Here is a 24,647-nt window from a genome sequence, read left to right as displayed (position 1 = left end):
GTCGGCGGAGGATGCGAGAACTCGCGTGCGGAAGGTGGGACTTGAACCCACACGCCCGGAGGCACAGGAACCTAAATCCTGCGTGTCTGCCAATTTCACCACTCCCGCGAGGCTCTCAGTCTAGTGAGGCGACTGGGGGTCGGCTGTGGGGCTGGCCCCCGTTCCGGCCGGGGGCTCAGCGGCGGATGCCGAACAGGAAGTAACTCGCGGGACCGATCCAGTTCACGAGGATCGCGGGGATCCACGCGACCTTGGGCCCGCGGACCTCGTCGGCGTCGCGGTGGGCGAGATCCCAGAATGCGAGGAACGCGAACGCGACCTGCACGATGCCGAGCACGCCGAGTCCCGCCTTCGCCGCGGGGGCCATCTCCGTCTTGGTCATCTTCGTCCCTTCGTCTGTTCCTCCATCCTGCCGCGCCGGCCGTCCGCCCGCATCTGTGGATAACTTTCGGCTGGCTCGGCAGCGAATTGGCAGGATGCAGGCGTGACTTCTGCCGCCGCCCCCGTCGCATCCGTCGTGGCGGAGCGCGTGCGGGAACGGCTGCGTGCGGAACGGTCGGATCCGACCCGCGACCCCGAGTTCGCGGCCCAGGTCGCCCGCGCAGAGGTGCGCCGCCACAACGACTTCGCCCTCGCGCGCGGCCTCGCGCCCGTCGACGACGAGACGGCCTGCGTGCGCGACGTGCTCGCCGCGGTCTCCGGGTTCGGACCCCTGCAGGCGTACCTCGACGACCCGACCGTCGAAGAGGTCTGGATCAACGCACCCGACCGCATCTTCATCGCCCGCGGCGGTGTCCCCGAGCGCACGCCGCTCATGCTCACCGACACGGCGGTGCGCGATCTGGTGGAACGGATGCTGCAATCCAGCGGTCGTCGGGTCGACCTGAGTCAGCCGTTCGTCGACGCGTCGCTACCCGACGGCTCCCGGCTTCACGTCGTGATCCCGGACATCACGCGCCGGCACTGGGCGGTCAACATCCGCAAGTTCCTCCCCGCGTACCGGGATCTCGCACGCCTCGTCGCGGCAGGCTCGATCGCCCCGGAGGCCGCGACGCTGCTGCGCGACGCGATGATCGCGGGGCAGTCGGTGCTGGTCTCGGGGGCGACGCACGCGGGGAAGACGAAACCTGATAAAATGCTTCCGTGGGAAGAATGCAGCTCAAGAGGCCCCAAGGAGGCCCTGAGGGGCAGCTCATCGGCGGCATATACGTCCGGATCAGCGACGACCGAGAGGGCCTCGAGGTCGGGGTGCAGCGCCAGCTGAGCGACTGCAGAGGCCTCGCGGATCAGCACGGCCATGTGGTGCCCGAGCACCTCGTGTTCATCGAGAACGACGTGTCGGCCAGCACCCGCTCGCGCAAGCCCCGGCCGCTGTACGCCGAGATGATCGCCGCCGCGAGGCGGGGCGAGATGAACTCGATCTTCGCCTACTCGAACAGCCGCCTGACGCGTCGGCCGATGGAGGTCGAAGACCTCATCCAGCTGTTCGAGCAGACCGGCGTGCGAGTGCGCACGAAGGTCTCCGGCGACGACGACCTGAGCACGGCGGACGGCCGGATGGTCGCCCGGATCAAGGGCAACGTGGACGCCGCCGAGGCTGAACGGATCGGTGAGCGCGTGAGCCGGGCCAAGGCCCAGGCCGTCGAGAAGGGCAAGTACCGAGGCGGGCGCCGGCCGTACGGCTTCGAGAAGGACGGCGTGACGATCATCCCCGCCGAGGCCGACGTGATCCGGTGGGCGACGCAGCAGCTGCTCGAAGGGCGCACCATCCGAGCTCTCGTCAAAGACCTGAACGAGCGGGGCGTGCCCTCCACGGACGGCAAGCTGTGGGCGACAACCGCCTTCCGCGACCTCGTGCTCAGGCCTCGCAACGCGGGCCTCATCTCGACCGGGCAGCGCAGCCATGGCGACTTCAAGATCCACGGCAAGGCCGTGTGGCCGCCCATCGTGAGCGAGGAGGCGTGGCGGGCGGTGGAGGACAAGCTCACCGATCCCTCGCGCCGGACCAACGTCGGCAAGACCTCGCTGACCTGGCTCGGCTCGGGCCTGTACCGCTGCGGCGTCGTGGACCCGTCCGGCAAGGAATGCGGCGGCACGATGCGCGTGTCGCGGAGGGGAGGCACGCCGTCACGGCCCGAGCCGCCTCGATGGTTCTACCGGTGCACGGAGCAGGCGCACCTCGCGATCGCTCAGGTGAAGCTCGACAAGTTCGTGCTGGGCGAGATCGCCGACCTCGTGCGCGATCCCGACATCGCGGCCGCGCTCAGCCCGAAGGGCATCGACCTCGCGCCCGACCGCGAAGCCCTCGCGATCCTCGACCAGCGCCTCAAGCGCACCAAGCGCGAGTGGGACGACGACCTGATCGAGACGGCGGACTACCGGCGCAAGTCGGCGAAGATCGAGGCCGAGATCGCCGAGATCGAGAAGCGCATGGCTCAGGTGACGCAGCGCAGCACGTCGAGCCCGATCCTCAAGTCCCGCGATCCCGGCCAGGCGTTCCTCGACGCACCCGTCGACCTACAGCGCGCCGTGCTCGCCACCGTCGCCCGCGTGACCATCGTGCAGAGCCACCCCGAGGACCGAGGCAAGCGGCTGAACGACGACCTGCTGAGAGCGCGCGTGCGGATCGAGCCCGCGGCGGGAGGCATCCCGGCCTGATGCCCAAGAGCGTGAGCCCCGACGACCTGATGTGGTGGCTCACCCTCGCACCAACTCTCCGGTGGACGTTCGCCAAGACCTACGCCGACAGCGCCCCGCACGACTACATCGTCGCGGGGCGTACTGCTGGGATCACGCGAGACGAGTTCCGGCGCGCGGCGCACGTGATCCACACGTTCGGCGAGCCAGGGCGGTTCTGGCGCTCCACGAACATCTACCTCGCCCACCCGGGCACCCCGCACCGCTGGTGGACGATGGACGCCGACCTCGACGACACCGACCTGATCAACCGCGCCGTGAACGATCGCGTGTACGGCCTGCAGGACGCCCCACGCACCTTCTCGGGAGGGTGGGCCGAGTACGACGCCATCGGGACGCGCTACGACGCCCAGCGGGCTCCTGAGCCCGACTTCGACGCCGCCCTGGTGGATCAGGTCCGGACCGCGTTCCCCGGCGCTGCGCCGAGGGTGCTCGACATCGGCTGCGGCACCGGTCGAGCCCTCGACCTCGGGCTGACCGCGCCCGATCGGTACACCGGCATCGACCCGTCCCAGGCGATGCTCAACGCACTGGTGCGCAAGCATCCCGCCACGCGCCGACTGATCCCCGCTCGATGGGAGGACGTGCCGATGAGCCTCCTCGCGCCGTCCTACGACCTCGTGCTGGCCGTGGACGTGCCGCTGACGGCCGCGGACCGCGAGCGCGTGGCGATGGTCCCCGCGGCGCTCACTCTCATCGTCTGAGTCGCCTCCACCGTCCCCGGGTCATGGGGCAAAAGCGCAGCTGAGACGCGCTGTGCGCCGCGTAGGCGCGCTAACTCGCGGGGGACGGGCGCGGGGCAGGGGCGCACGGGGCAGGGCGCAGACGGGCGCGAAAACCCGCCATGACCAGGCAGAAATATGCTAATATGGCTTTAGCGCGCCTTCATTTCTGGAGCGCTGTGGGAGGGACCCGCCCAAAAAGTGCCAGATCATGCCGACGCTCCGCGGAGCCTACGTCGGCGTTCTGACTCGGCGCATTCTGCGCCTCTGGCACGAAGGGGCCGTCATGGCTACCGAACCCACCCCCAACGCCGCGCCCGGAAAGCGCCGCTTCATCCCGTACCCGGACGGCACCGCTCGGCACTTCAACGCTTCGAGCCGGACGCCGGAGAACTGGCACAACGTCCACGGGCTGATCGAGGTCTACGAGATCGACGGGAAGCTCTACAACGACCTCGATGAGGTCGAGCGCGCCATGGTCGCCGAGGCGATGCTGGCGAAGCAGGAGAAGCGCGCGCCTCGCATGCGCGACGGCCGCAAGCGCGGCGGCAGGGCGATCAGGAAGCTGATCGCGCCGGTCGGCAGCTACGAGATCGTCGGCGACTGACCCATGCCGACCACACCCCCGACCGGGGGCGATTCGTCGCGCCCGGAGATCGACAACCGACCTATCCGCGAGCGCATCCGGCTCACCCCGGAGCAGAAGCGCGAGGTCGCGAGGCTCCTGAGCCTCACCATCGCGGCACCCGCCGCACCCAAGAAGGAAGGAGCCCGCTGATGGCTCGCGGAAAGTACGCCACCCGGAGCGAGGCGACGAGCGCCCGTGATCGGATTGCAGAGGAGAATCGCCGGCTGACGCATCGTGTGCGCGCACTCGAGAACGACCTGGCCGAATCGAGGGCGGCCCACCGCACGGAGAAGGCTCTGCACGATACCACGCGCGTGCGGCTCACGGCCGACGTCGAGGCCGGGTCGAGCGATCGCGTGCGCGCTGTGCAGGCGCAGCTCGCCGAGGCCCGAGAGGAGATCGAGTCTTGGAAGGGGAAGCTCGCGTCAGTGCAGAGGGTTCACGACAAGTTCTACGACGGGATGATGCGTCACTTCGTCCACGGCCACAAGATGACCGGATCTGCTGCTCACGGACTGCTGTTCGAGATGTTGGGCGAGAACGGGATCACCGTCCCTGGCAATCTGCTCGCTCGCCCTGACCGGCTGTCCGATGCAGCGGTCGACTCGCTCCTCGCCGCGCGCACCAAGCCCGGAGCCAAGACGGAGCTGACCTATGAGTAGGCGATTCTGCCGGGACGACGAGCTGAGCGACAACCAGGAGGGGAAGGTCGATCCGGCCTATCTCGCCGAGGTCGGGAGGATGACCGCCAAGCGCGAGAAGCTGCACCGTCTGCGTGAGCGCCGGGATGCCGCGAGGGCGGCTCTGGTCGAGGCTGAGCGCGCACTGGAGGCCGCTCAGGCCAGGACACCACGGCATCGCCCCTCGGAGCGCGAGGCGTGGCGCCTGGCGAACCAGCGCCGGAAGGAGCTTGCCGCGCTCGAACGGCTCATGACCAGCTATCCCGGCGCGTCCGCCCGCCACCGCGGGACGGCCTCGATCTGGGCCGTCTCCGATCCAGAGGGCGTGCAGCGCGGCGAGCCTGAGCCGGGGCCGCGCGTCAGCGACGGTCGGCGGCATCCCGTCACCGTGCGGAAGGAGGCCCGCTCATGAGCCCCACCGAGCGCTACCCCGGCGTGTCGAACGCGCGCCCGCCCGCCGAAGGCGTCGACCCGGCCGCGATCCGCGCCGACATGCAGCGCGGTCTCGCCGAGCTTGAGGCCGCCGTGGGCGAGCCCGAGCACAACGACACCACCCACAACACGAAGGAGGGCCCCGCGCAGTAGCGGGGCTCCGGATTGGAGAACACCATCATGACCGAGAACGAGAACGCCGACAACGAGTCAATGAGCGTCGACTGGCAGGACGAGATGTGCCCGCGCTGTCACGGGCCGTTGAGGGAGTCGGAGAACGACCTTGCATCGGGCTCGAGGATCGTCCTCGACCGCTCGATCAGGATCTGCAACCCGTGCGGCGGGGACGAGGCATATCGCGACTACCTGGAGCTTGCGCCGGTGCCTGCGGATGAATGGCCGGTGCCATCCGTCCTCGTGCTGAGCCCGCGGCCGCTGACCGAGCAGGAGAAGGCCGAGAACGCTCGCATCCTCGCCGATCCTCGCAACCGGATCGCGGGTCGGCCGTACACGACGGTCACCGACGACGACACCGACGAGGAGGAGGGCGACCGTGGCTGAGTACGACCCGGAGGCGCATGCCGCATTCCAGCAGGCCCGCGAGGAGGAGGAGTATCGGCTGCGCTTCGGCGATCCGGCCTCCGTCCTCGACGCGGACGCCGAGATCCCTCTCAACCTCGATCCCGACGACTTCGAGGACACGGCGGTGGACGTGCTGGCGCTGTGGGACGACCTCGACAAGCGCGGCTGGCCTCAGAAGACGCCCACGGTCGGCGACGTGCCGGGGTACGGCCCGCTGCTGTACTCCGGGCTGAGCTCAGTGGCGGGCGCGTCCGGGCACGCGAAGAGCAAGCTCGGGCAGCTGCTGATCGCGCAGACGCTCAGTGAGGTGGATGGTGTCGCCGTGACGCTGGACTCCGAGACGGGCGACGCTCCGGGGCTGTACCTGAACCAGATGAGGCTTGCCGGCGTCACTCGGCAGACGCTGGGAGGCTTCGTCCTGATCGACTGGCAGACCGGAGCGGTGCCTACGGAGCTGCTGCGCTCGCGGCTGCGCGGTCGGCAGGCCGGGCTGATCGTCGCGGACTCCGTGCCTGAGGCGATGGCGGCCCTCAACCTCGATGAGAACTCGTCGCGCGACGTGGCCCGCTTCCAGAAGGGGCTCAAGCGCAACATCGTCTCGGTGAACGGCTCGGAGGGCGCGATTCTCACGATCGACGGCCTCCCGAAGGGCTGGTCGCCTGGGCAGGACGCTCGCGGCGGTGTCGGGTCTGGTCGGAAGCTCTACGGCGTCGAGATGTTCCTGCGCATCTACCGGAAGATCGTGGGCACGGTGGCTCAGCCGGGGCTCTCCGAGCTGGTGTGCACGAAGGACCGGCACGGCAACCACGCGGAGGGCGCGACGATCGCCGAGCTGCACTACGGCCCCGAGGGGACGTTCTTCAAGGCGATGAACCCGAAGGATGCCGCCAAGTCGAAGAGGCAGCGCGAGGAGACCCGCTCGAAGGTGCTGGAGCACCTGGTGAAGGCGAAGGCGTTCGAGGAGCGGCCGGACAACCCTACGTATGCCGATCTCGAGGCCGAGGCGGTGGCAGGCCCGGGAGCGCGTGACGCGGTGCTGCAGCTGATCGCGGAGGGTCTGCTGGGCAAGCACGAGATCCCGAGCGGTGGGCGCGGTCGCGGCCGATTCGGCTTCTACCTCGCCTCGAAGGTCGAGGAGGACTGAGGCATTTCCCCTCATTCCGCGCGGGTTTCCCGACATTCCCTGCCGGGAAACCCCCTTTCTCGTCGAGTTGGGTTTGCTGGGCGGCGGCGGTTCATCCGCGATCTTCCTGACCAAACGGGCGAGAGCGGAGCGCGCCCCCGACCCCTAGGGAGGGGGTGAGCGCGCGCAGCGCTCACCCGCTTGTTCATGAAGGGAGATTTAAATGCTCATTGAGTGTTTATGAGCGCTCAAATGGGCAAATACCAAATAGCTCCCACCCAGAGCACGCCGAAGGCTTTTCCCCTCCGACTCCGCCTCCGCTGCGCTTCGGCTGCGCTTCGGGGAAAGCCCTCGGCTCAAGGTGGTGAGGACGACGACCGGCGACGAGATCAGACCAGACGAGGAATCGCCCTGCCCTCGCGGTAGGCGCGCTGGATCTGGGCGATCGCGTCGACCGCCTGCTGACGGCGGTAGGCCTCGAAGCTGGCGAGCTGGGATGCCGTCGTGACGACAGGCGCCCCACTCGCGACGAGCGAGGCGGGCGGGGGTGCGGCGGGGGTGCTGGTCATGATCGGTCTCCTGTTCGATCGTGGCGGGCGTGGGTCGTGGGTAGTCGAGCCCTCAGCGGCGGCGGCCAAGGCGGGCGAGGCGATCGAGCTTCTGCCGCTCCCGGTTCAGCTTCTCCTCGAACTGGGCCGCGGTGCGGATGCCGAAGCTCTCGGCGATCCCCATCGCGTGGAACCGGCAGAAGGCCGCACTCGGGCTCATCACCGGCCGATGACACTCGACCGACTCGACCGCGCAGAGGCGCACGGGGGCCGATGCTTCGGCGTTTCGTTCGAGGCGCGCCATGGCGAGAATCGTACGCCTGTACTACTGGCTTCTCTACGCACGTCCGTAGCAGGTGGGTTGGAGGGAATCGCTCACGAACGGCCCGAAAGTCTGTACGAATACGCTCGGTAGTACGGACTGGCGACCATCGAACACAACGGCGTAGCCTCGGCGCACGCGGGGCGTCCGACCCCCCGCCCAGCCCAGCCCTGGAGGATCCCCATGGCTCAGCACCGCACCACCCAGCCCGAGCGCGTTCGCCGCGCCTTCGGCGTCGACTCCGAGGCGGCTGACGGTGCCTACCGCCGCTCGCAGGAGTCCGGGTCGGGCCGAGCCGTCAACGACGAGCAGCGCATCGCCCTCGAACAGCTCGCCGACGCCCGCCGCGGGCGCGACAGCGTGCTCACGCCGATGGTCGAGCGGATCGAGCGCGAGCGCCGCCCCGAGCAGACCTGGCGGTATGTCGAGCCCGCCGTCGTGCTCCGCGAGCTCGCCCGCAACCGGATCGACCCCGGCGCGGTGCCCTGCATCGAGCACGCTGCCGCCGTCCGCACGCCCTGCTTCGGCTCTCCCGACTCGGGCGTGCGCGGTTGGTGCCACGAGCGCGTAGACCACGCACGCCGTCGGCGGTGACCATGGAGCCGCCCGGAAGCCGCCCCCGGCGCAGCGAGAGCCGACGCGACGCGCAGCGCGCGTGGGATGCCGCGCACCCCTCCCCGACCCCGACCCCCAAGACCGCCCCGCCCGCAGACGCACTGGATCGGCCGACGCCTTCGCGTCGGAGTGCGGCCCCTCTCCTTTCTGGGGGTACTGCGGGCGGGGTGTCCGCCGACAACGCCGACCGCGAGCGCGACCGCCTCGTGAGCAGCCTCAGGCAGCGAGTCGCCTCGATGAGCGCGGGCGAGCTTGCCCGACGCACAGCGCCGAAGGAGAAGCCATGACCGCCACCACCCCGCACGTCGGCCACCCGATCGGCGTCCGCGACCTGCCGGACGGCATGACGCCGTGCGCCACCTGTGGCCGCCCCTGCCCCGAGGGGACGCCGACGACCGAGCGCCTCGTGCTCGGCCGCGACGTGGGCCTGCGCATCGTGGATGAGGCCCACGTGCTGACGTTCGCCGTCTGCCCCTCGTGCGCCGACCGGCACGCGCTCGCCGCCGAGATCGCCACCCAGCATCCCGGCTTCCTCGCGCTGGGCTCGCCGAGCATCACCGCCGACCGGCTGGCCGCCGCGCTCGACGCTCTCGCGGCGGTAGGCGCGACCCCCGCGACGGATGCCTACCTGCACTCGTACCCGGCCGCGCGGAGCCTGCTGGAGCGCCTCAGCGACCTCGGAGTGACGGCCGGATGGGCGCGCCAGTTCAGCCCCATCTGGCAGCCCCGCGCGTCGATGAAGACCTGCGCAGCGCCGTCGCAGGGCGGCGGGTGGCTATTCGTCCCCTCCGACCTCGCAGCTGAGATCCGGCGCGCGCTCGCGGCGCACGTCGGCGACCTCCGACCGCCGACCCCGCAGCCGGTCCCCGCGACGAGCCGCTACCGCGGTTGCGTCGTGTGCGGCGTCGGCACCGTGACCGCGCGCCGCGTCAGCGAGGCATGGACGGAGGTCAGGAGCGGCGTCTACGCCGGAGGGCACCTGTGCCCCGCAGACGCCCGCATCGTGACCGAGGAGGGCGGCACGATTGGCGCGACCGTCCTCGAGAGGTCGGCGTGCGATGTCGTGGACCCCGACCGGCTCGCGCGCCGGCGCCGTCCCTACGACCCGCAGCTGCAGGGCCTCCAGGCGTGGGCGGACTCAGGCATGGCCCCCGGCCCCGGCAGGTGGAGCTTCGTCGATCTGGAGGCCCTTCTGGCTCTCCTTTCCCACGGGACGTGGTGACCATGGCAACGTGCTCGGTGGACGACTGCGGCGGCAAGGTGCGCGGACGCGGGCTCTGCAATGCGCACCTGCTGCGGCTTCAGCGCTACGGCGATCCCCTCGGCGGCATGCACAAGAACCCGAACTCGTACGCCGCCGTGCATAGGCGGCTGCGACTCGAACGCGGGCGAGCGCGGCTGTTCGAGTGCGAGTCGCTCGGCTGCACTCGATCCGCCGACGAGTGGGCGTGGATGGGGACAGGACCCGAGGCACGCGAACTGACGCGGGGCGTGCTCATCCGATACGGCACCGAGCTCGCGGACTACGCGACGCTCTGTCTCTTCCACCACCGCAAGCTCGACAAGGGCATGACTCGTGCCTACTGTCAGCGTGGGCACGCCCTCACCGGCTCGAACGTCGCGTTCATCACCCGCTCCTCGGGGAAGGTCGAGCGGTGGTGCCGCGAGTGCAAGCGAGCGCGCGACCGGGCAAGCCGCGCCGCCTGAACCTCGACGCGCTGAGCAGGCTTCTCGCCTTCGGCGTGTGGTGAGGCTCCATCCAGAAAAGCCCTGGTGGAAATGAGGCATAACCGCAGGTTGCGAGAAGACGACGCTGCTCGGCGCGCTCATCGCCGCGTGCCCACCCGAGCACCGCATCGTGACGGTCGAGGAGACCTTCGAGCTGGCGGTCGCGGCGCCGGACCTCGTCGCTCTCCAGGGTCGGCAGCCGAGCCTCGAGGGGACCGGCGAGGTCACGCTTCGCCGACTCGTGAAGGAGGCGCTGCGCATGCGCCCCGACCGGCTCGTCGTCGGCGAGGTGCGCGACGCTGAGGCGCTCGATCTGCTGCTGGCTCTCAACACCGGCGTTCCCGGTGCCGCCACGATCCACGCCAACTCTGCTCGCGAAGCGCTCGGCAAGCTCGCCGCGCTGCCGTTGCTGGCCGGGCGCAACATCGACGCGAGCTTCGTGCAGCCGGCGGTGGCAGCATCCGTCCATCTCGTCGCACACTGCCAGCGCGACGCGCGCGGCGCACGACGGGTGGTCGAGATCGTCGCGCCGACGGGAGTCGCGGACGGCGTGCTCACCGCGCACACCCTCTACCGGGCGGTCGCCGCGTGACCTTCGTGTGGGCAGCGGTGCTCGCCGCCGGGCTGCTGCTGATGCTGTCGCCGTGGTTCTGGCCGGCGGGCTCGCGTCGTCCGGGTGCGCCCCGGCGCGGGCGGATCTCGCGTCTGCTCGAAGACGCGGGGATGCCCCGCGTGTCCGCGTCGTCGATCATCGTGGTCGCGGTGGTGTCCGCTGCGGTGGCAGCCGCGGCGGCGTGGCTCATCGCGCCGGTCGCCGCGCTCGCTCTCGTCGCTGCGGCTGCGGGGGCGCTCGCGCCCTTCGCCTGGCTGCGCTCGCGTCGCTCGAAGCTGCTGCGCACGCGACGCGGCCTCTGGCCGGACGTATGCGATCTGCTCATCGCGTCGGTGCGCGCGGGGATGTCGCTGCCCGATGCCGTCGCGAGTCTCGCAGACTCGGCTCCCGCTGAACTGCGGCCGGCGTTCGCGGCGTTCGCGCGCGACATCGCCGCGTCGGGGCACTTCGATTCGAGCATCCAGCGCCTCAAGACGAATCTGGCAGACCCGGTCGCCGACCGCATCGTCGAGACCCTGCGCATGGCCCGTCAGGTGGGCGGCACGGAGCTCACCGCGGTGCTGCGCGCGCTCGCCTCTTCCGTGCGAGCGGACGCGGCGCTGCGGGCCGAGGTCGAATCGCGCCAGTCGTGGATCCGCGGGGCGGCCGTGCTCGGCGTGGTCGCCCCGTGGGTGATCCTCGCGATGCTCGCGATGCGTCCGGAGGGCGCCCGCGCGTACGGGAGCGCGGGCGGCATCGCGCTCATCCTCGTCGGCGCGGCGGTGTCGCTCATCGCGTACCGGCTCATGATCCGTCTCGGCCGCCTTCCCGAACCGCGGCGGTGGTTCGGGTGATCGGATTCGCGATGGGCGACGTCGCCTACGCCGTCGTGCTCGGCACGGCGCTCGGTGTCGGGGTGTGCCTGCTGATCTCGCTCGCACCGCGATGGGGCGCGCCCAGCCTGGCGCGGCGGATCGCGCCCTACATCCGCGACGTGACCGATCCGCGGGGCCTCGACGTGGCGGGTCCTGCGGTCGGAGGATCGCCGTTCGCGTGGTCGGCGTTCGTGCAGCGTCGCCTCGGCCGGCTGGCAGGCGGTGACGCGTCGCTCACCCGACGCCTGCATCAGGCCGCGTGGACGATCGACGCCGCCCGCTTCCGCGGCAGGCAGCTGGCCTGGGCGATCGCGGGGCTGGCGGTCGGCGGCGCAGTGGTCGTCGTGCTCGTGCTCGTCGGCCGCGGATCGCCGGTCCTCGGATTGCTTCCGCCGGTCGCCGCCGTCGCCGCGGCGCTCGCGTACGACGCGTGGCTCACCCGCGCGGCGCGGGCGCGGGCCGCACGCATCGAGGAGGAGCTGCCGACGGTGCTCGAGTTCCTCGCGCTGTGCCTCTCGGCGGGCGAGGGCATCCTCGACTCGCTGCGTCGCGTCAGCGACGTGGGGGCGGGGGAGCTCACCGCGGAGCTGCGGGGCGTCGTCGTCGCGGTGGGCACCGGCTCATCGCTGTCGGAATCGCTCACTCGCCTGGCCGCAGGCCTCGAGATCCCCGCTCTCACCCGCTCGATCGACCAGCTCGTGGCGGCGATCGAGCGAGGCGCGCCGCTCGCTCACGTTCTCCAGGCGCAGGCGATCGACGCCCGCGAGGACGCGAAGCGGACACTCATCGAGCGCGCGGGCCGGAAGGAGATCTACATGCTCTTTCCCCTCGTCTTCCTGATCCTGCCGCTCAGCGTGCTGTTCGCGGTGTTCCCGGGGATCTTCATGCTTCGACTCGGACTCGGCTGACGGCCGGAAGGAGAAATGATGAAAGCACGGATGCTGCGCCTCACGGCTCGTCTTGGCACCACAGCGCGCGACCTCGCAGACGACGAGAGGGGTGACGTCCCCGGGTGGGTCCTCATCACGCTGATGACCGCGGGGCTGGTCGTCGTGATCTGGGCGATGGCCGGGCCCGCCTTGGCCGACCTGTTCGAGCAGGCGATCAGCCGCGTCTCCGGGCTCTGACGTCTTGCGTGTCGGCCTGGTCCGCGCGTTGTCGGGCCTGCGCGCCCGACTCGGGGCTGACCTGCGCGACGACGCCGGAGCGAGCCCCGTCGAGTTCGTCCTCGTCGGCACGCTGCTCACCGTGCTCACCCTCGGTGTGCTGCAGTTCGGCCTCGCCGTGTACGTCCGCAACGTCGTGCACGACGCGGCCGTCGAGGGGGCCTATCACGCGGCCCTCGCCGACACGACGCTCGCCGACGGCGCGCAGCGCACGCGCGACATCGTGGGTCGCGCGATCGGCGCCGAATACGCGACGGACGTCAGAGTGCAGGAGTCGGCGGCGCTCGGCCAGCGGACCGTCGAGGTACGAGTCCAGGCGACCCTGCCGCTCGTGGGCCTGCTCGGTGCGCCGCGCGGAATGGAGGTGACGGCGCATGCGCCTGTCGAATCGTTCGACTGACAGCCTCGCAGCGGATCCGCTCGCGGACGACCGCGGCTCCGCAGCCCTCGAGTTCATCCTCGTCGGGCTCCTCCTCCTCGTGCCCCTCGTCTACGTGGTCGTGGCGCTCGGCCTCATCCAGGGGCAGAGCCTCGGTGCCGAGGCCGCCGCACGTCACATCGCGCGCGCCGTGTCGACCGCGAGCGACGTGGACGACGCGCGCGCCCGGGCTGACGCGGTGCTCGCAGCGGTGTCGGAGGAGTACGGCCTCGACGACGTCGACCTCTCCATCGACTGCACGCCATCGGGCGCCGCCTGTCCGCGGGCGGGTGCGACGCTGCACGTGCGCGTCCGCACGACGGTCACGCTGCCGCTCGTGCCGCCGGTGCTCGACCTCGACCGCATCGCCGCGGTCCCGATCGAGGCGTCGTCCGCGCACAAGGTCTCACGCTTCTGGAGCGAGCGATGATCGCCCAGGTGACGCGCGTGCTCGCGCGGAGAACCAAGGCGGCCGACCCCGACGACGCGGGCAGCGTTCTGATCCTCACCCTCGGCTACGCCGTGCTCGCGATCGCGGTGATCCTCGTCTGCACGGCCGCGACGAGCCTGTATCTCGCGCAGAAGCAGCTCGACGCGATGGCGGATGCGGCGGCTCTGGCTGCGGCGGACGGCTTCGACCTCTCGGTGGTCGACGGCGAGCCTGTCGCCACGCTCACCGACGCGGGCGTGCGTCGGGAAGCCGAGGCGATGATGGGAACCCTCGACCCCGAGGCGCGACTCATCTCGGCTTCGACCCCCGACGGAGTCTCCGCGCGGGTGACGGTCGCCGGGCAGTGGCATCCGCCCATCGTCACCGTGTTCGTACCTGACGGCGTCGTCCTCGAGTCCACCGCCACGAGCCGCACGGCGCTGCGCTGACGCGGGGGCGCCGCGGGTGCTACCCCTCGGAGGTCGCCGTGGCGCGCGCGGCGAGCGCCACCGCCTCCATGCGCGAGTGCACGCCGAGCTTGCCGAGGAGGTTCTGCATGTGCGCGCCGACCGTCTTGATGCTGATGCCCATCTCGGTGGCGACCTGCTTCTGCGACATCCCCTCGGTCGTGAGCGCGAGCACCTGTCTCTCGCGCGGGGTCAGCGTTGAGAGCCGCCGGAGGTCCACGGTCGCGCCGCGAGCCGGCCGGGTGCGCTCGATGAGCCGTCTCACGCGGGCGAGGAACTCGTCGGCGTCCATGGACTCCGCGGCGTAGTCGTCGGCGCCCACGAGCAGCCCGGCGACGACGTCGGCGGGCGTCGTCCGATCCGCCGACACGAGCACCGCGGGCAGCTCGGGTCCGTAGCGATCTCGAAGCTCCCGCAGGAACCCGCACCCGCCGTCCTCGACCTCGAGGATCGCCACCTCGGGCGCCACGCCGTTCAGCTGTGCGGCGGCCTGCGTCACCGTCGCGAATGCGACCGCGGACAGCCCCAGCCGGCCCAGCAGCGTTACGTACTCGGCCCTGACGTGGTCACCGGCGACCACGAGTGCGAATGACTCTTCCGTGCTCACGATTCCTCCCCGAATCGCGCGCCTCCCGCCCGAGACTGACGACCTAGGGAGTTCCCCGGAACCCCATCCGCATTTCTCCCGATGGTCGCGTCTCCACGCGGTTCATAGCCTAGGGCCAGCAATGGCCTGGGGAAAGGGGAGGACCATGTCTCAGGAGAAGCGGCGGCGCTCGATCGCCGCGGGAGTCACGGGCTGTATGGTGGCGGCCTTCGTTCTGGGGGGAGCATCCGCGGCCACCGCGGCGGACGGCCCGTGGGCGATCGACGGAATCGTCGTACCCGATGTCACGGATCCCGCGATGGAATCGATCGAGGACGAATTCGGCAACGTGAAGGAGCTCGGACCACTCAACTCCAACACGACGAAGATCGCGGTCATCCACAACGACGGGCTGCCGACGCTCGACCCCACCAACCCGAACGCCCAGGTCGACCTGCGGCGTGCGTGGGTCGACGCGGAGAAGGACGCGGCGGGCGACGACTGGCTCTACTTCGCGTGGGAGCGCGACTCGGCCAACGGCAGCGGGTTCATCGCCTTCGAGTTCATGCAGAACGACGTGCCGGCCGGATGCGCCTACGAGACGGCCACCGACGCTCAGCTGATCGCGAACTGCAATCCGTGGGCGAATCGTCAGGGCGGATCCGCGGGACCGCCGGTCGTGCCCGGCGACTTCATGATCCTCTGGGACCAGCAAGGCGGGAGCACCGCCCTGTCGCTGCGCATCTGGAGCGGAACGGCGCCGAATCTGACGCTCGGAGCCGCGATCCCACTCAACGCGACGGTATCGCAGGCCGCGTACAGTCCGGACAGATTCAAGGGCGAGGCGGCCATCAACCTGACTGACACCGTGTTCGGCGGGGTGCAGCAGTGCCTCACGATCGCGAACGTGATCCCGAGCACCGTGACGGGCAACTCCGACACGGCCGACTACAAGGACACCATCCTGGCACCCGCGCCCGAGTTCGGCAGCTGCGAATCGACGACGGAGACCACACCCAAGACCGCCGCCGGCGCAACCATCCCCGGCTCGGGGATCTCGATCGGCACTGGGGTCGTCGGCGTCAAGGACTCCGCCGTCGTGAACATCACCGGAGGGACGACCGCCGTGGGCGGTTCGGTGCAGTTCCACCTCTGCAAGGTGGACGCACCTGGACTGTGCGCGGAGGGTGGGACCGACGTCGGATCGACCAACCTCACCGGTGCGACCTATCCGGTGACGGTCGAGTCGGCCACCGCGTGGGTGACGGCCGCCGGCCGCTACTGCTGGAGGGCGGAGTACACGCCGGTCCAAGGCAGTGGGGTCACGGGCTCGAGCGATTCGAGGGCGACGGAGTGCTTCACCGTTAATCCGGTGGAACCGACACTCACCACCCAGGCGAGCGCGGGCATCGTGCTCGGCGGCACGGTCAAGGACACGGCGACACTCGGCGGGACCACCGCCCAGCCGCTCGACCCCGTCATCCGCACAGGAGCCCAGCCGGTCCCGGGCGCCTCCGCGGGGGGCACGATCACGTTCTCGCTGTACGGACCGAGCACCACCGGCTGCGGCCCGCTCGTGCAGACGACCACCGCGGTGAACGTGAGCGGCAACGGCAACTACGAGTCGCCGACGGTGACGCCGACCGCCGCGGGCATCTACCACTGGGTTGCGACATACAGCGGGAGCTCACCGAACACCCTCGGCAAGACCCACAACGCCCCGTGCACCGACGGCAACGAAGACGTCGTCGTCAGCACGGTGCAGGCGAGGATGTCGACCGCGCAGCGGTGGTATCCGAACGATTCGGCGACGATCTCGGCTTCGGCCGGTGGGCCTCTTGCCGGGACGGTGACGTTCACGCTGTATCCCTCGACCGACTGCTCGGGCACTCCGGTGTTCCCGGCAGTGAACCAAGGGGTCTCGGGCGCGTCGCCGCAGACGGTGGGAACCAACAACACCACCGTCGCCGTCACCACCGGCGGGCCGTTCTCCTGGAAGGTGAGTTACGACAGCACCAACCCGGCGCAGGATGACATCCTCCCGAGTTGCCACGAGACGTCGTCGCTGATCATCACGAACGGAGGAACGATCCCACCGCTGCCATGACTGGGGGGTGAAGCCCGCTCAGAAAGACTGGTCCGTCCGCCGGAGGCGGGACCGATCAGCAGCGGACGAAGCGGCGACGGAACCGGTGCCCGTCGCCGCTTCGCCGCGCCCGCCGAGACGGAGGGCTGGATGCCGCAGCCCGGCGTCCGTTACAGTGGTGCCGGATCGGTGCCCCAGGCACCTCGACCGGAAAGGAGGAGAACGATGACCGTCTTCGTCATGCTCCCTGCCCCTTCCCTTTCCTCCGAGGTCGCCCGCACGCACTGAGATCGGCGACCTCCAGTCCTGGAGTGTCCTGCCGATGTCATCCGAACGCCTCGACGCGTCCGCATCCGTTCTCTCGCCGGATCTCGAACCCGGCCCCGATCAGCGCTGGTCCACGTGGCCCGCATCCCCGCCCACCCAGCGCGGACCACTGCCGCACCCGGAATGGGTCGTCACCGCGTCCGGCGCGTTCGACACCGAGCTCGGTGTCGTGAAGACCGGCAAAGAAGCCGACGTGCACCTCATCGAGCGTGCGGTGCCCGGCACCGCCGGCGTGCTCCTGGCCGCCAAGCGCTACCGCAACTCGCATCACAGTGACTTCCACCGCTCGGGCAGCTACGAGGAGGGACGCACGATGCGCAACACCCGTGACGCCCGAGCGGTGAGTCGCAGGTCGGCGTACGGACGCTCGGTCGCCGCCGGCCATTGGGCGGTGAGCGAGTTCGACGCGCTCTGCCGCGCCTGGCGCGCGGGGGTCCCGGTGCCGTACCCGGTGCAGGTGAGCGACACCGAGGTGCTCATGGAGTTCGTCGGCGAAGGGCGGGCGGCCGCGCCGCGGCTGGCGCAGAGCCGGCTGCACGGAGAGCAGCTGCGCAGTGCCTTCGACCAGGTCGTCGGCATCCTCGAGGCGTTCGCGCACGCGGGATTCGCGCACGGTGACCTCTCGCCCTATAACCTGCTCGACCACGACGGCCGTGTCGTCGTCATCGATCTTCCGCAGATCGTCGACGTCGCCGCGAACCCGCAGGGCCTCGACTTCCTCCACCGTGACGTCGTCAATGTCTCGACGTGGTTCACCCGTCGCGGGCTCGAGAACGACCCCGAGCAGGTGTTCGCCCACCTCGTCGCGATGCTCTGGTGATGCTGGTTCAGGCGGATCCCCGCAGACGCCGGCAACCCCGGCGCGCGTGCGCCGGGGTTGCCGGATTCCGGGGGCGGGGGGTTAGCGGACGCCCTTGGCTGGAGTGGCCTCGAACGCCTTCTCGATCTCCTGCGTGAACGTGTTGCCCTCGGCGTCCGTCGCGGTCACGCGCAGGTCGACCCAGCCGCCCTTGTCCGACACCGGGATCTGCGCCGAGTAGCCGCTGACCCACGCGCGCGACTCGGCGAAGATGTACCCGTCGCCCTCGACCGCGCCGGTGGGGGCATCCGTCTTCGCGGTGTCGAGAGCGACCGGCTTCCACTCGCCGCCCGCGGTGCGGGCTTCGAGCGTGGCCTCGGTGATCGCGCCTGCCGGCGCGGTGCCGGCGACGTGGCCGAGCTCGAGACCGAGGGGGATGGCGGAGCCCTTGCGACGGCCTTCGCCGACGCGGTTCTCAGCATTCACCTCGACGTCGTAGTACGCCTGGATCATCGGCAGCAGCCGGTAGTCCCAGTCGCCGAGCTTGCCCGACGCGCGGAACGTCCAGTCGCTGACCGTCTTCGTCGACCCCGCGAGGTGCGAGCCGTCGTGGGTCGCGGTGCTGACCACACGCCAATCGTGCTCGCCGTCGGGCAGGTCGTAGACGTTGGCCCCCTGGTGCTCGCGTTGTGCGAACAGCTCGCCGTCGATGTAGATGTCGGTCAGCTGCTGCACGGTCGACGGCTCGATCCAGGTGTCGAAGGCGCCGGTGTGCTCACCGTCGCCGCCGTCGGCCCAGCTCGGGATGTTGATCTGCGCGTAGTCCGATGCGAGGTACGGCACCCAGTACCCGGTGCCGACGTAGGGACGGACGATGGCGCCGTAGTAGTCGGCCTCGGTGCGCTCGCCGCGCTCGTACGTGCGCTTGATGTCGCGCATCTGCCACCCCACGGACGTGATGGTCGCGTCCTGGTACCAGCGGAGTCCGTCGGTGTTGACCCAGTCCTGGCGCTCGGTGCCCCGTTGCGTGCGCATCGGGAACCCGCTGCCGTACTCAGCGCCGGGCACGAAGTCGTAGCGGAACTCGCCGATCTCCTCCTTCTGCCCGATGTAGCGGGTGTCGATGCGAGCGAGGTCCTCGGCGGTGTGCGCGTACGACATGTCGGACGGGATCTCACCGTCGCCGAACTCCGCGATGTCGTAGACCACGTCCGAGGTCGGCACGCCGATCGCGGAGAGCGTGGACTTCTTCTGCGCGAGCTGTGCGAGCAGCGCGCGCCCCTCGACACCGCTGACGCCGGCGACCGGGATCGGGGCATCCGTCGTGTAGTCCTCCGACCCGACCCACTCGTTGAACTCGCCATCGGCGTCGTTGACGACGATCAGCAGCTTCGCGCCGGCGGCGGCCGCGTTGGCGGCCCGCTGGGATGCCGACACCTCCGCCGATCGAGTGACCACCGCGATCTTGCCGGCGACGCCCGCCGCGGCGAGCTCGTCGGCGCTGCCCTTGCCGGCGTCCACGGCGGCTGCCTTGAACGAGCCGTCGAGGAACGTCGAGCCGATCTGCACGATGAGGTCCATCGGCTTCTTGCCCGACGACACCGTCAGCATCGGCGTCTGGAGGCGCCAGCGGGTCGCGAACGAGAAGTCGGCGTCGTCGACGGTCATGGGCTGCGCCCACATCTCGTCGGTCCACACCGGCATCATCGCGCTCGCCACGAACGCGTCGACCGTCACGTCCATTCGCCGGAAGACGGGGTCGAGACCCTTCTGACCGACGTCGACGGTCACCTGTTCGGCCGTGCGCGCGTCGAGGGCGACGGTGCGGTCCTGGTCGAGGGTGAGCGTCGGCTCGCCGACGAGCACGCTGGCGATCGTGTCGGGGGTGCGGTTCAGCTCCATGAACGACATGACCGTGTAGTCGCCCTTCATGAGGCGCAGGGTGGTCTCGCCTTCGACCAGCACGGGCTCCGCCCACTCGGTCGCCGGGTCCCAGAGGAACGCGTAGGTGGTGGTCGGATTGCCCTCGAAGTCCGTCGCCGTGAGCGTGAGGTCGTAGCGCTCCGCCTCGGCGATCGTGCCCAGCGCGGTGCGCGTGACGGCCTCGCCGTCGACGGATGCCACGAGCATGCCCGACAGCTGCGTGCCGGCGGGAACCTTGGCCGGGTAGACCGTCAGCTTCGCCGAACGCGTCTCGCCCGCGGGGATGGTCAGCGTGTCGACGTCCATGGTGAGGGCGTCGAACGCGATCCCGGCCGACAGCCGGCCGGGCCCGCCGTCGCCGCCACCCGGCGTGGTGTCGGAGAGCGTCGCGGTGAGGGCCACCGTGAGCTCGGCATCCGTGCGGTTCGTGTACTCGACGGTGCGCTCGACCGGGGTGGCCTCTTCGCCCCACATGAGCATGCCGAAGTCGCCCGACCCCGACGCGATGACCGGGGCGTCGAGCGCGGCGGCCACGTCGACGACACCGGTGCCGCTCTGGTACGCCGTGTGACCCACGTCGGTCGCGGTGCTCGCGATCGCTGCCTTGAGCTGGTCCTTCGTGTAGTCGGGGTTGGCGCTGAGGAGGATCGCGGCCTCACCGGCGACGTGCGGCGTCGCCATGGAGGTGCCGCTCATCGTGATGTAGCTGCCCGCGCCGCCGCTGTCGGCGGATCGTGCTGCCGTGACGTCGTTGCCGGGCCCGGTGACGTCGGGCTTGAGCGCACCCGACCGCGCGAGCGGGCCCTGGCTGGTGAACCACGACAGTGCGCCCGACGGGTCGTCGACCGAGCCGACGGTGAGCGCCTGCTCGGCGGAGCCCGGGGCGCCGATCGTCTCGGGAGCGCCCGAGTTGCCGGCCGCCACGACGAACAGGGCGCCGGTCTCTTCCGAGATCCGGTTGAGGGACTCCGCCATCAGGTCTTTGCCGTCGGAGGGGCTCTGCGAGCCGAGGCTCATCGAGACGATCGGGGCGTTCTGTCCCGCCCACTCCATGGCGTCGATGATCCACGAGTCCTGGCCGTAGCCGTCGGCGCCGAGCACCTTGCCGACGAGCAGCTGGGCGCCGTCGGCGACGCCGCGGTGGGTGCCGCCGCTGGCCGCGCCGGTGCCGGCGATCGTCGAGGCGACGTGCGTGCCGTGGCCGTTCGGATCGGACGCCACCTCCTCGCCGGGCACGAAGCTCTTCGAGTCGGGGAGCACGTGGCCCTGCAGGTCGGGGTGGGTGTCGTCGTAGCCGGTGTCGAGCACGGCGACGGTGACGCCCTCGCCGGTGTGCCCCTCGGCCCACGCCTCGGGCGCGTGGATGTACGGCACGCTCGAGTCGAGCGTGGCACGCACCTTGCCGTCCAGGTGGATCGCCTCGATGCCGCCGGCCAGGGCAGGCGCCGCGGAGAAGCTGCGCGCGGTGGGGGTGGTGAGCGCCTGCCACGCGGATGCCGCGTCCTGGTGTCCGAGCGTCGCCGCGGCGCCGCCGATGCTCTCGAGCGGGGTCCGCACCTCGAGACCCGGAACGGGTGCGGAGTATGAGCGGGTCGCGGCCGCATCCTGTTCGACGATGATCGGCGTCGCGTCGACGGACGCGTCGTCGTAGCCGCACTCGATGAGCAGCGACACGTTGAACAGGTCCTCGTCGAGGGCACCCGACGCCAGATACGGCATCGCCGCGTCGGGGACGACGTGCAGGTCGCCCGCCGCCTCGTACGTGCGGGCGCCGGCGCCCTCGACCGCGGTGTCGATCGACACCGCGTGGGTGCCGTCGGTCAGGTCGGTGACGGTGACGCGGTCGCCCGTGATCAGGGTGACCGTGTGCGGGCTGCCGGCGACCGCGCCGACGTCGGGGGGACCGCTGGGGGCGGGGGCGGCGGCGGCCGCCGGGAGCGAGGCGAGGCCGATGCCTGCGATGCCGATCGCCAGTCCGCTTGTGGCGGCGACGATCGGTCCGAGGCGACGGCCGAAGGGCTGGGGTCGTGACATGCGCGAGCCTTCCGGTGTGGGGATCCGTGTAACCCCCACCTTCGTGGCCGGAGTGCATAAAGTAGATGGCGGAGAAATGCCATGGCCATCATCCGCCAGGGTCGGCGGGTGACGATGGACCACATGGAGAAGGTGACCGTGCTCGACGCGCTCGGCCTCGACGAGGCCCATACGTCCGTCTATCGGTGCGTCCTGCAGCAGCCCTCCGCGTCCACGGCCGAGATCGCCTCCCTGCTCAGCATGTCGCTGCCGCGCGTGAGACCGATCGTCTCCGAACTGGAGCGGCTCGGGCTGCTCGCACGCCAGGCGTCGGCGAGCGACCGGTTCGTGGCATCCCCGCCGTCGATCTCGCTGCGTCCGCTGCTGCTCGAGCGCGAGCGCGGGCTGACCCGCGCACACGAGGCGCTGGTCGAGCTGAGCGATCTCTACCGGCGTTCGGCGGAGCAGCGCAGCATCGCGGACGTGGTCGACGTGGTCATCGGCGACGACGCCGTGCGCCAGCGCGTGGCGCAGCTGCAGGCCGCTTCGATCGAGCAGGTGCGGGTGCTCGTACTCCACGAGATCGCGCTGCTCAGCGGCGAGGACAACATCGAGGAGGACCGCGCTCTCGCACGCGGTGTGCGATACCGCGTGATCGTCGAGAGCGCTGTGCTCGAGCGACCCGGATTCCTCGCGGCGGCCCGCGAGATGGCCCAGATCGGCGAGGAGATCCGGGTGCTGCCGACGCTGCCGACGCGCATGTTCATCGCCGACGACCAGATGGCGCTGGTGCCCATGCACTCGCAGGACGAGGACCAGGGCTTCGGCGCCCTTCTCATCCATCCGAGCGGCCTGCTCGACCTCGTGTCATCGATCTTCGAGGAGTACTGGCGGGCCGCCACCGAGTTCCTTCCGATCGCCGCTGCGCCGACCACCGAGGACGTGGACCGCGATCTTCTGCGATTGCTCCTGTTGGGGGTGACGGATGCCGCAGCCGCCGCGCAGCTCGGCATCTCGCTGCGAACGGTCCAGCGCCGAGTGGCCGACCTGATGGACACCGCCGGGGTCACCACGCGCATGCAGCTTGGCGCAGAGGCCGTGCGGCGCGCCTGGGTCTGACCTTCGGCGGCCCGCGCTTCATCGCGAACCCGTGTGATGCCGCGAAACCGCTGGTGAGCGCCTGGGTTTCGGGAGGGAACCCCGGTCTCGGCGCACACGGCCGGTCTCGAAGCCGCGGCGAGTGCTACCAGCCGTGGGCGTTCAGCCAGTCGCGGCGGCGGGATGCCTCGACATCCGTCTCCGTCTCGTCGGCGGTGTCGTGCGCGAGGAGGCGGCTGTCAGCGTCGAGCTCGATGAACCGGAGGCACACCGGGCAGAGCGCGCGCCCGTCGGGGAAGCCGCCGGCGAGGGGTGCGGCGGGCTCGCCCGGCTCGCCGGAGCCGGAGCAGTGCGCGGGATCCGCCCCGGCATCGGACCACATGATCGTGCGGTGGCGGTGCAGTCCCGCGTGCCCGAGGGGGCGCGTGCAGCGACGCCCGTCGTTGCGGCTGCGGCAGAAGGTCACGACCTCGCTCACGCGCGGGCCCGGGGCACATAGCGTGGCACCCACCGCACGAAGGCGAACGCGCCGACGAGACCGATCGCGCCCATGATCCCGGTCGCGACGGAAAGGGAGGCGAGGGCGGCGATGCCCGATACGAGCAGAGGCGCGGCTGCGCCCCCCGCGTCGGTGAGGGTTCGCCACGAGCCGAGGAAGGGCGCCGGGTCCGCCTTGGGTGCGACGTCGGCGCCGAGGGTCAGCAGAATGCCGCTCGACAGACCGTTGCCCACGCCCAGCACCGCCGCGAACATCGCGAACCACATCGCGGCCTGGGGGAGGTCGTGGGTGAACGCGAGGGCGACGAAGCCCGCGCCCATCAGGATCATGGCCGGCAGGGCGGCCCACAGCCGGCCGAAGCGGTCCATGACCTGGCCGCTCGCGTAGAAGAGGGCGAAGTCGATCGCACCCGAGATGCCGACCACGAGGGCGATCGTCTGCGCGTCGAGGCCGATCGACACACCCCACAGCGGCAGCACGACCTGGCGCGCCGAACGGACGGCGGACAGGGATGCCGCGGCCAGGCCGAGCGTCGACAGCACACGGCGGTGCCGCCACATCGTGCGGATCACTCCGGTTCCGGGACCGGCGCCGGAGGTCTCCCTCCGCGGAAGGCGGATGGAACCGGTGACCGGCTCACCCGTGTCTTCGGTGTCGACGGAAGCGTCGCGCGCCGCCTGCTCCTGCGGCATGAGGAACTGCTTCTCGGGGTCGGGGCCGAGCAGCACCAGCAGGACCGTGGCCACGAGGCATCCGCCGAAGAACCAGATCGTGGCGTGCTCGTCGCCGAACAGGGCGAGAAGGCCTGCCGCGACGAACGGTCCGACGAACATGCCGAGACGGAACGTGCCGCCCAGCAGTGACAGCGCGCGAGCGCGGAAGGACAGGGGAACGCGGGTCGTCATGAACGAATGGCGGGCCAGGCCGAAGGCCGCGGCGCAGAAGCCGATGAGGAAGACCGCGAGGGCGAAGATGCCGAGCGACGGCGCAAGCGCCATGCCCACCACGCCGCCGAGGGAGACGACTCCGGCGATCACCATGGTCAGCCGCTCGCCGACGCGCGCGACCGCCCAGCCGGCGGGGATGTTGCCGCAGAGCTGCCCCACGACCAGCGCGGAGGCGACGAGGGCGGCGGCGGCGACATCCGCGCCGAGCTGTGCAGCGATGACGGGGATCAGCGGGATGACGGCCCCCTCGCCGAGCGCGAACAGCACGGTGGGGCCGTAGACCATCGGCCCGAACCGCCACAGCACGTCACGAGCGGTGGGGGAGCCTGTGTGATCGGTCATCG

At 70.6% G+C, this 24,647-nt stretch carries 29 protein-coding genes, 1 tRNA gene and 1 pseudogene; 23 read left to right on the top strand and 8 right to left on the bottom strand.

The window, feature by feature from the left end; translation table 11 throughout:
• Nucleotides 1–26: 26 nt before the first annotated feature.
• Nucleotides 27–108, bottom strand: a tRNA-Leu gene (locus tag Q9R33_RS11425).
• A 67-nt stretch (nucleotides 109–175) separates the two neighbouring features.
• Nucleotides 176–382, bottom strand: coding sequence for a PLDc N-terminal domain-containing protein (locus Q9R33_RS11420; protein ID WP_056367805.1), 207 nt, complete (start codon nucleotides 380–382; stop codon nucleotides 176–178).
• Nucleotides 383–484: 102 nt separating this feature from the next.
• On the opposite strand from Q9R33_RS11420, the gene Q9R33_RS11415 reads away from it, so the two are divergent.
• From Q9R33_RS11415 to Q9R33_RS11370, 10 genes are all read left to right on the top strand, one after another.
• Nucleotides 485–1,264, top strand: a complete 780-nt coding sequence (locus Q9R33_RS11415; RefSeq protein ID WP_396654097.1) for an ATPase, T2SS/T4P/T4SS family — start codon at nucleotides 485–487, stop codon at nucleotides 1,262–1,264.
• Nucleotides 1,153–2,658, top strand: coding sequence for a recombinase family protein (locus tag Q9R33_RS11410; RefSeq protein WP_311293840.1), 1,506 nt, complete (start codon nucleotides 1,153–1,155; stop codon nucleotides 2,656–2,658). The genes Q9R33_RS11415 and Q9R33_RS11410 overlap by 112 nt, the downstream gene beginning before the upstream one ends.
• Nucleotides 2,658–3,401 (top strand): methyltransferase, encoded by a 744-nt coding sequence (locus tag Q9R33_RS11405; protein WP_311293795.1) that lies wholly within the window; start codon nucleotides 2,658–2,660, stop codon nucleotides 3,399–3,401. The genes Q9R33_RS11410 and Q9R33_RS11405 overlap by 1 nt, the downstream gene beginning before the upstream one ends.
• Nucleotides 3,402–3,705: 304 nt before the next feature.
• Complete coding sequence (locus Q9R33_RS11400) at nucleotides 3,706–4,026, top strand: hypothetical protein (protein ID WP_311293794.1); 321 nt, start codon at nucleotides 3,706–3,708, stop codon at nucleotides 4,024–4,026.
• Nucleotides 4,027–4,029: 3 nt separating this feature from the next.
• Nucleotides 4,030–4,197 carry a hypothetical protein gene (locus tag Q9R33_RS11395; protein ID WP_311293793.1) on the top strand — a complete coding sequence of 56 codons (168 nt, stop codon included), beginning with the start codon at nucleotides 4,030–4,032 and terminating at the stop codon, nucleotides 4,195–4,197.
• Nucleotides 4,197–4,709 carry a hypothetical protein gene (locus Q9R33_RS11390; RefSeq protein WP_311293792.1) on the top strand — a complete coding sequence of 171 codons (513 nt, stop codon included), beginning with the start codon at nucleotides 4,197–4,199 and terminating at the stop codon, nucleotides 4,707–4,709. The genes Q9R33_RS11395 and Q9R33_RS11390 overlap by 1 nt, the downstream gene beginning before the upstream one ends.
• Complete coding sequence (locus Q9R33_RS11385) at nucleotides 4,702–5,139, top strand: hypothetical protein (RefSeq protein ID WP_311293791.1); 438 nt, start codon at nucleotides 4,702–4,704, stop codon at nucleotides 5,137–5,139. Before Q9R33_RS11390 ends, Q9R33_RS11385 begins: the two co-directional genes overlap by 8 nt.
• Nucleotides 5,136–5,312: a hypothetical protein gene (locus Q9R33_RS11380; RefSeq protein ID WP_311293790.1), complete on the top strand. Its 177-nt coding sequence runs from the start codon at nucleotides 5,136–5,138 to the stop codon at nucleotides 5,310–5,312. The genes Q9R33_RS11385 and Q9R33_RS11380 overlap by 4 nt, the downstream gene beginning before the upstream one ends.
• A gap of 27 nt (nucleotides 5,313–5,339) precedes the next feature.
• Nucleotides 5,340–5,720 carry a hypothetical protein gene (locus Q9R33_RS11375; RefSeq protein WP_311293789.1) on the top strand — a complete coding sequence of 127 codons (381 nt, stop codon included), beginning with the start codon at nucleotides 5,340–5,342 and terminating at the stop codon, nucleotides 5,718–5,720.
• The gene (locus Q9R33_RS11370; protein WP_311293788.1) at nucleotides 5,713–6,885 is read left to right on the top strand and encodes a hypothetical protein; all 1,173 of its coding nucleotides are present in this window, start codon (nucleotides 5,713–5,715) and stop codon (nucleotides 6,883–6,885) included. The genes Q9R33_RS11375 and Q9R33_RS11370 overlap by 8 nt, the downstream gene beginning before the upstream one ends.
• Nucleotides 6,886–7,253: 368 nt before the next feature.
• Here Q9R33_RS11370 and Q9R33_RS11365 read toward each other — a convergent pair whose 3' ends face one another.
• Together Q9R33_RS11365 and Q9R33_RS11360 are read right to left on the bottom strand one after the other, a co-directional pair.
• Nucleotides 7,254–7,433, bottom strand: a complete 180-nt coding sequence (locus Q9R33_RS11365) for a hypothetical protein (RefSeq protein WP_311293787.1) — start codon at nucleotides 7,431–7,433, stop codon at nucleotides 7,254–7,256.
• Between the two features lie 52 nt (nucleotides 7,434–7,485).
• Nucleotides 7,486–7,716, bottom strand: a complete 231-nt coding sequence (locus Q9R33_RS11360; protein WP_311293786.1) for a hypothetical protein — start codon at nucleotides 7,714–7,716, stop codon at nucleotides 7,486–7,488.
• Nucleotides 7,717–7,917: 201 nt separating this feature from the next.
• Between Q9R33_RS11360 and Q9R33_RS11355 the strand changes: the two genes are divergently transcribed.
• The 10 genes and pseudogenes from Q9R33_RS11355 to Q9R33_RS11310 all read left to right on the top strand — a co-directional run bounded on the left by Q9R33_RS11355 (nucleotide 7,918) and on the right by Q9R33_RS11310 (nucleotide 14,007).
• A complete protein-coding gene (locus tag Q9R33_RS11355) occupies nucleotides 7,918–8,328 on the top strand; it encodes a hypothetical protein (protein ID WP_311293785.1) in 411 nt (136 codons plus the stop codon).
• Nucleotides 8,329–8,632: 304 nt separating this feature from the next.
• Nucleotides 8,633–9,571 (top strand): hypothetical protein, encoded by a 939-nt coding sequence (locus tag Q9R33_RS11350; protein ID WP_311293784.1) that lies wholly within the window; start codon nucleotides 8,633–8,635, stop codon nucleotides 9,569–9,571.
• Complete coding sequence (locus tag Q9R33_RS11345; protein ID WP_311293783.1) at nucleotides 9,565–10,056, top strand: hypothetical protein; 492 nt, start codon at nucleotides 9,565–9,567, stop codon at nucleotides 10,054–10,056. Before Q9R33_RS11350 ends, Q9R33_RS11345 begins: the two co-directional genes overlap by 7 nt.
• Before the next feature lie 97 nt (nucleotides 10,057–10,153).
• Nucleotides 10,154–10,669, top strand: a pseudogene (locus Q9R33_RS11340) (ATPase, T2SS/T4P/T4SS family); the annotation flags it as partial.
• On the top strand, nucleotides 10,666–11,523 hold the full coding sequence (locus tag Q9R33_RS11335) for a type II secretion system F family protein (RefSeq protein ID WP_310250637.1): 858 nt from the start codon (nucleotides 10,666–10,668) through the stop codon (nucleotides 11,521–11,523). The pseudogene Q9R33_RS11340 and the gene Q9R33_RS11335, both read left to right, overlap by 4 nt.
• A gap of 11 nt (nucleotides 11,524–11,534) precedes the next feature.
• Entirely contained in the window at nucleotides 11,535–12,452 is a 918-nt protein-coding gene (locus tag Q9R33_RS11330; RefSeq protein WP_310250633.1) for a type II secretion system F family protein, read from the top strand.
• A gap of 18 nt (nucleotides 12,453–12,470) precedes the next feature.
• On the top strand, nucleotides 12,471–12,671 hold the full coding sequence (locus tag Q9R33_RS11325; RefSeq protein ID WP_396654096.1) for a hypothetical protein: 201 nt from the start codon (nucleotides 12,471–12,473) through the stop codon (nucleotides 12,669–12,671).
• A 61-nt stretch (nucleotides 12,672–12,732) separates the two neighbouring features.
• Entirely contained in the window at nucleotides 12,733–13,110 is a 378-nt protein-coding gene (locus Q9R33_RS11320; RefSeq protein ID WP_396654101.1) for a TadE/TadG family type IV pilus assembly protein, read from the top strand.
• Nucleotides 13,085–13,558 (top strand): TadE family protein, encoded by a 474-nt coding sequence (locus tag Q9R33_RS11315; RefSeq protein ID WP_056367799.1) that lies wholly within the window; start codon nucleotides 13,085–13,087, stop codon nucleotides 13,556–13,558. Before Q9R33_RS11320 ends, Q9R33_RS11315 begins: the two co-directional genes overlap by 26 nt.
• Complete coding sequence (locus Q9R33_RS11310) at nucleotides 13,555–14,007, top strand: pilus assembly protein TadG-related protein (RefSeq protein ID WP_311293781.1); 453 nt, start codon at nucleotides 13,555–13,557, stop codon at nucleotides 14,005–14,007. Before Q9R33_RS11315 ends, Q9R33_RS11310 begins: the two co-directional genes overlap by 4 nt.
• 19 nt (nucleotides 14,008–14,026) lie before the next feature.
• Here Q9R33_RS11310 and Q9R33_RS11305 read toward each other — a convergent pair whose 3' ends face one another.
• Entirely contained in the window at nucleotides 14,027–14,632 is a 606-nt protein-coding gene (locus Q9R33_RS11305) for a response regulator transcription factor (protein ID WP_311293780.1), read from the bottom strand.
• A 145-nt stretch (nucleotides 14,633–14,777) separates the two neighbouring features.
• On the opposite strand from Q9R33_RS11305, the gene Q9R33_RS11300 reads away from it, so the two are divergent.
• Nucleotides 14,778–16,718 carry a hemagglutinin gene (locus Q9R33_RS11300; protein WP_311293779.1) on the top strand — a complete coding sequence of 647 codons (1,941 nt, stop codon included), beginning with the start codon at nucleotides 14,778–14,780 and terminating at the stop codon, nucleotides 16,716–16,718.
• A gap of 301 nt (nucleotides 16,719–17,019) precedes the next feature.
• Nucleotides 17,020–17,844 (top strand): serine protein kinase RIO, encoded by an 825-nt coding sequence (locus Q9R33_RS11295; protein WP_056367793.1) that lies wholly within the window; start codon nucleotides 17,020–17,022, stop codon nucleotides 17,842–17,844.
• Nucleotides 17,845–17,925: 81 nt separating this feature from the next.
• Here Q9R33_RS11295 and Q9R33_RS11290 read toward each other — a convergent pair whose 3' ends face one another.
• Entirely contained in the window at nucleotides 17,926–21,780 is a 3,855-nt protein-coding gene (locus tag Q9R33_RS11290) for a S8 family serine peptidase (RefSeq protein ID WP_311293778.1), read from the bottom strand.
• 81 nt (nucleotides 21,781–21,861) lie between these two features.
• Between Q9R33_RS11290 and Q9R33_RS11285 the strand changes: the two genes are divergently transcribed.
• Nucleotides 21,862–22,878 (top strand): MarR family transcriptional regulator, encoded by a 1,017-nt coding sequence (locus Q9R33_RS11285; protein ID WP_310250612.1) that lies wholly within the window; start codon nucleotides 21,862–21,864, stop codon nucleotides 22,876–22,878.
• Nucleotides 22,879–23,002: 124 nt separating this feature from the next.
• On the opposite strand, the gene Q9R33_RS11280 is transcribed toward Q9R33_RS11285, so the two are convergent.
• Together Q9R33_RS11280 and Q9R33_RS11275 are read right to left on the bottom strand one after the other, a co-directional pair.
• On the bottom strand, nucleotides 23,003–23,335 hold the full coding sequence (locus tag Q9R33_RS11280) for a hypothetical protein (protein WP_311293777.1): 333 nt from the start codon (nucleotides 23,333–23,335) through the stop codon (nucleotides 23,003–23,005).
• On the bottom strand, nucleotides 23,332–24,645 hold the full coding sequence (locus Q9R33_RS11275) for an MFS transporter (RefSeq protein WP_311293776.1): 1,314 nt from the start codon (nucleotides 24,643–24,645) through the stop codon (nucleotides 23,332–23,334). The genes Q9R33_RS11280 and Q9R33_RS11275 overlap by 4 nt, the downstream gene beginning before the upstream one ends.
• Between the last annotated feature and the right edge of the window lie 2 nt (nucleotides 24,646–24,647).

The sequence above is a fragment of the Microbacterium sp. PRC9 genome (genome assembly GCF_031844125.1).
Taxonomy (GTDB): Bacteria; Actinomycetota; Actinomycetes; order Actinomycetales; family Microbacteriaceae; genus Microbacterium.
Note: the sequence above shows the minus strand (reverse complement) of the source record. Positions and strands in the feature narration are given on the sequence as shown.

Coding starts and splice junctions, on each gene's coding strand:
- Q9R33_RS11310 (WP_311293781.1), top strand. CDS start 13,555: ATGATCGCCCAGGTGACGCGCGTGCTCGCGCGGAGAACCAAGGCGGCC.
- Q9R33_RS11295 (WP_056367793.1), top strand. CDS start 17,020: ATGTCATCCGAACGCCTCGACGCGTCCGCATCCGTTCTCTCGCCGGAT.
- Q9R33_RS11300 (WP_311293779.1), top strand. CDS start 14,778: ATGTCTCAGGAGAAGCGGCGGCGCTCGATCGCCGCGGGAGTCACGGGC.
- Q9R33_RS11365 (WP_311293787.1), bottom strand. CDS start 7,433: ATGACCAGCACCCCCGCCGCACCCCCGCCCGCCTCGCTCGTCGCGAGT.
- Q9R33_RS11420 (WP_056367805.1), bottom strand. CDS start 382: ATGACCAAGACGGAGATGGCCCCCGCGGCGAAGGCGGGACTCGGCGTG.
- Q9R33_RS11405 (WP_311293795.1), top strand. CDS start 2,658: ATGCCCAAGAGCGTGAGCCCCGACGACCTGATGTGGTGGCTCACCCTC.
- Q9R33_RS11290 (WP_311293778.1), bottom strand. CDS start 21,780: ATGTCACGACCCCAGCCCTTCGGCCGTCGCCTCGGACCGATCGTCGCC.
- Q9R33_RS11325 (WP_396654096.1), top strand. CDS start 12,471: ATGAAAGCACGGATGCTGCGCCTCACGGCTCGTCTTGGCACCACAGCG.
- Q9R33_RS11360 (WP_311293786.1), bottom strand. CDS start 7,716: ATGGCGCGCCTCGAACGAAACGCCGAAGCATCGGCCCCCGTGCGCCTC.
- Q9R33_RS11355 (WP_311293785.1), top strand. CDS start 7,918: ATGGCTCAGCACCGCACCACCCAGCCCGAGCGCGTTCGCCGCGCCTTC.
- Q9R33_RS11330 (WP_310250633.1), top strand. CDS start 11,535: ATGGGCGACGTCGCCTACGCCGTCGTGCTCGGCACGGCGCTCGGTGTC.
- Q9R33_RS11380 (WP_311293790.1), top strand. CDS start 5,136: ATGAGCCCCACCGAGCGCTACCCCGGCGTGTCGAACGCGCGCCCGCCC.
- Q9R33_RS11275 (WP_311293776.1), bottom strand. CDS start 24,645: ATGACCGATCACACAGGCTCCCCCACCGCTCGTGACGTGCTGTGGCGG.
- Q9R33_RS11385 (WP_311293791.1), top strand. CDS start 4,702: ATGAGTAGGCGATTCTGCCGGGACGACGAGCTGAGCGACAACCAGGAG.
- Q9R33_RS11395 (WP_311293793.1), top strand. CDS start 4,030: ATGCCGACCACACCCCCGACCGGGGGCGATTCGTCGCGCCCGGAGATC.
- Q9R33_RS11400 (WP_311293794.1), top strand. CDS start 3,706: ATGGCTACCGAACCCACCCCCAACGCCGCGCCCGGAAAGCGCCGCTTC.
- Q9R33_RS11285 (WP_310250612.1), top strand. CDS start 21,862: ATGGCCATCATCCGCCAGGGTCGGCGGGTGACGATGGACCACATGGAG.
- Q9R33_RS11315 (WP_056367799.1), top strand. CDS start 13,085: ATGCGCCTGTCGAATCGTTCGACTGACAGCCTCGCAGCGGATCCGCTC.
- Q9R33_RS11410 (WP_311293840.1), top strand. CDS start 1,153: ATGCAGCTCAAGAGGCCCCAAGGAGGCCCTGAGGGGCAGCTCATCGGC.
- Q9R33_RS11375 (WP_311293789.1), top strand. CDS start 5,340: ATGACCGAGAACGAGAACGCCGACAACGAGTCAATGAGCGTCGACTGG.
- Q9R33_RS11390 (WP_311293792.1), top strand. CDS start 4,197: ATGGCTCGCGGAAAGTACGCCACCCGGAGCGAGGCGACGAGCGCCCGT.
- Q9R33_RS11350 (WP_311293784.1), top strand. CDS start 8,633: ATGACCGCCACCACCCCGCACGTCGGCCACCCGATCGGCGTCCGCGAC.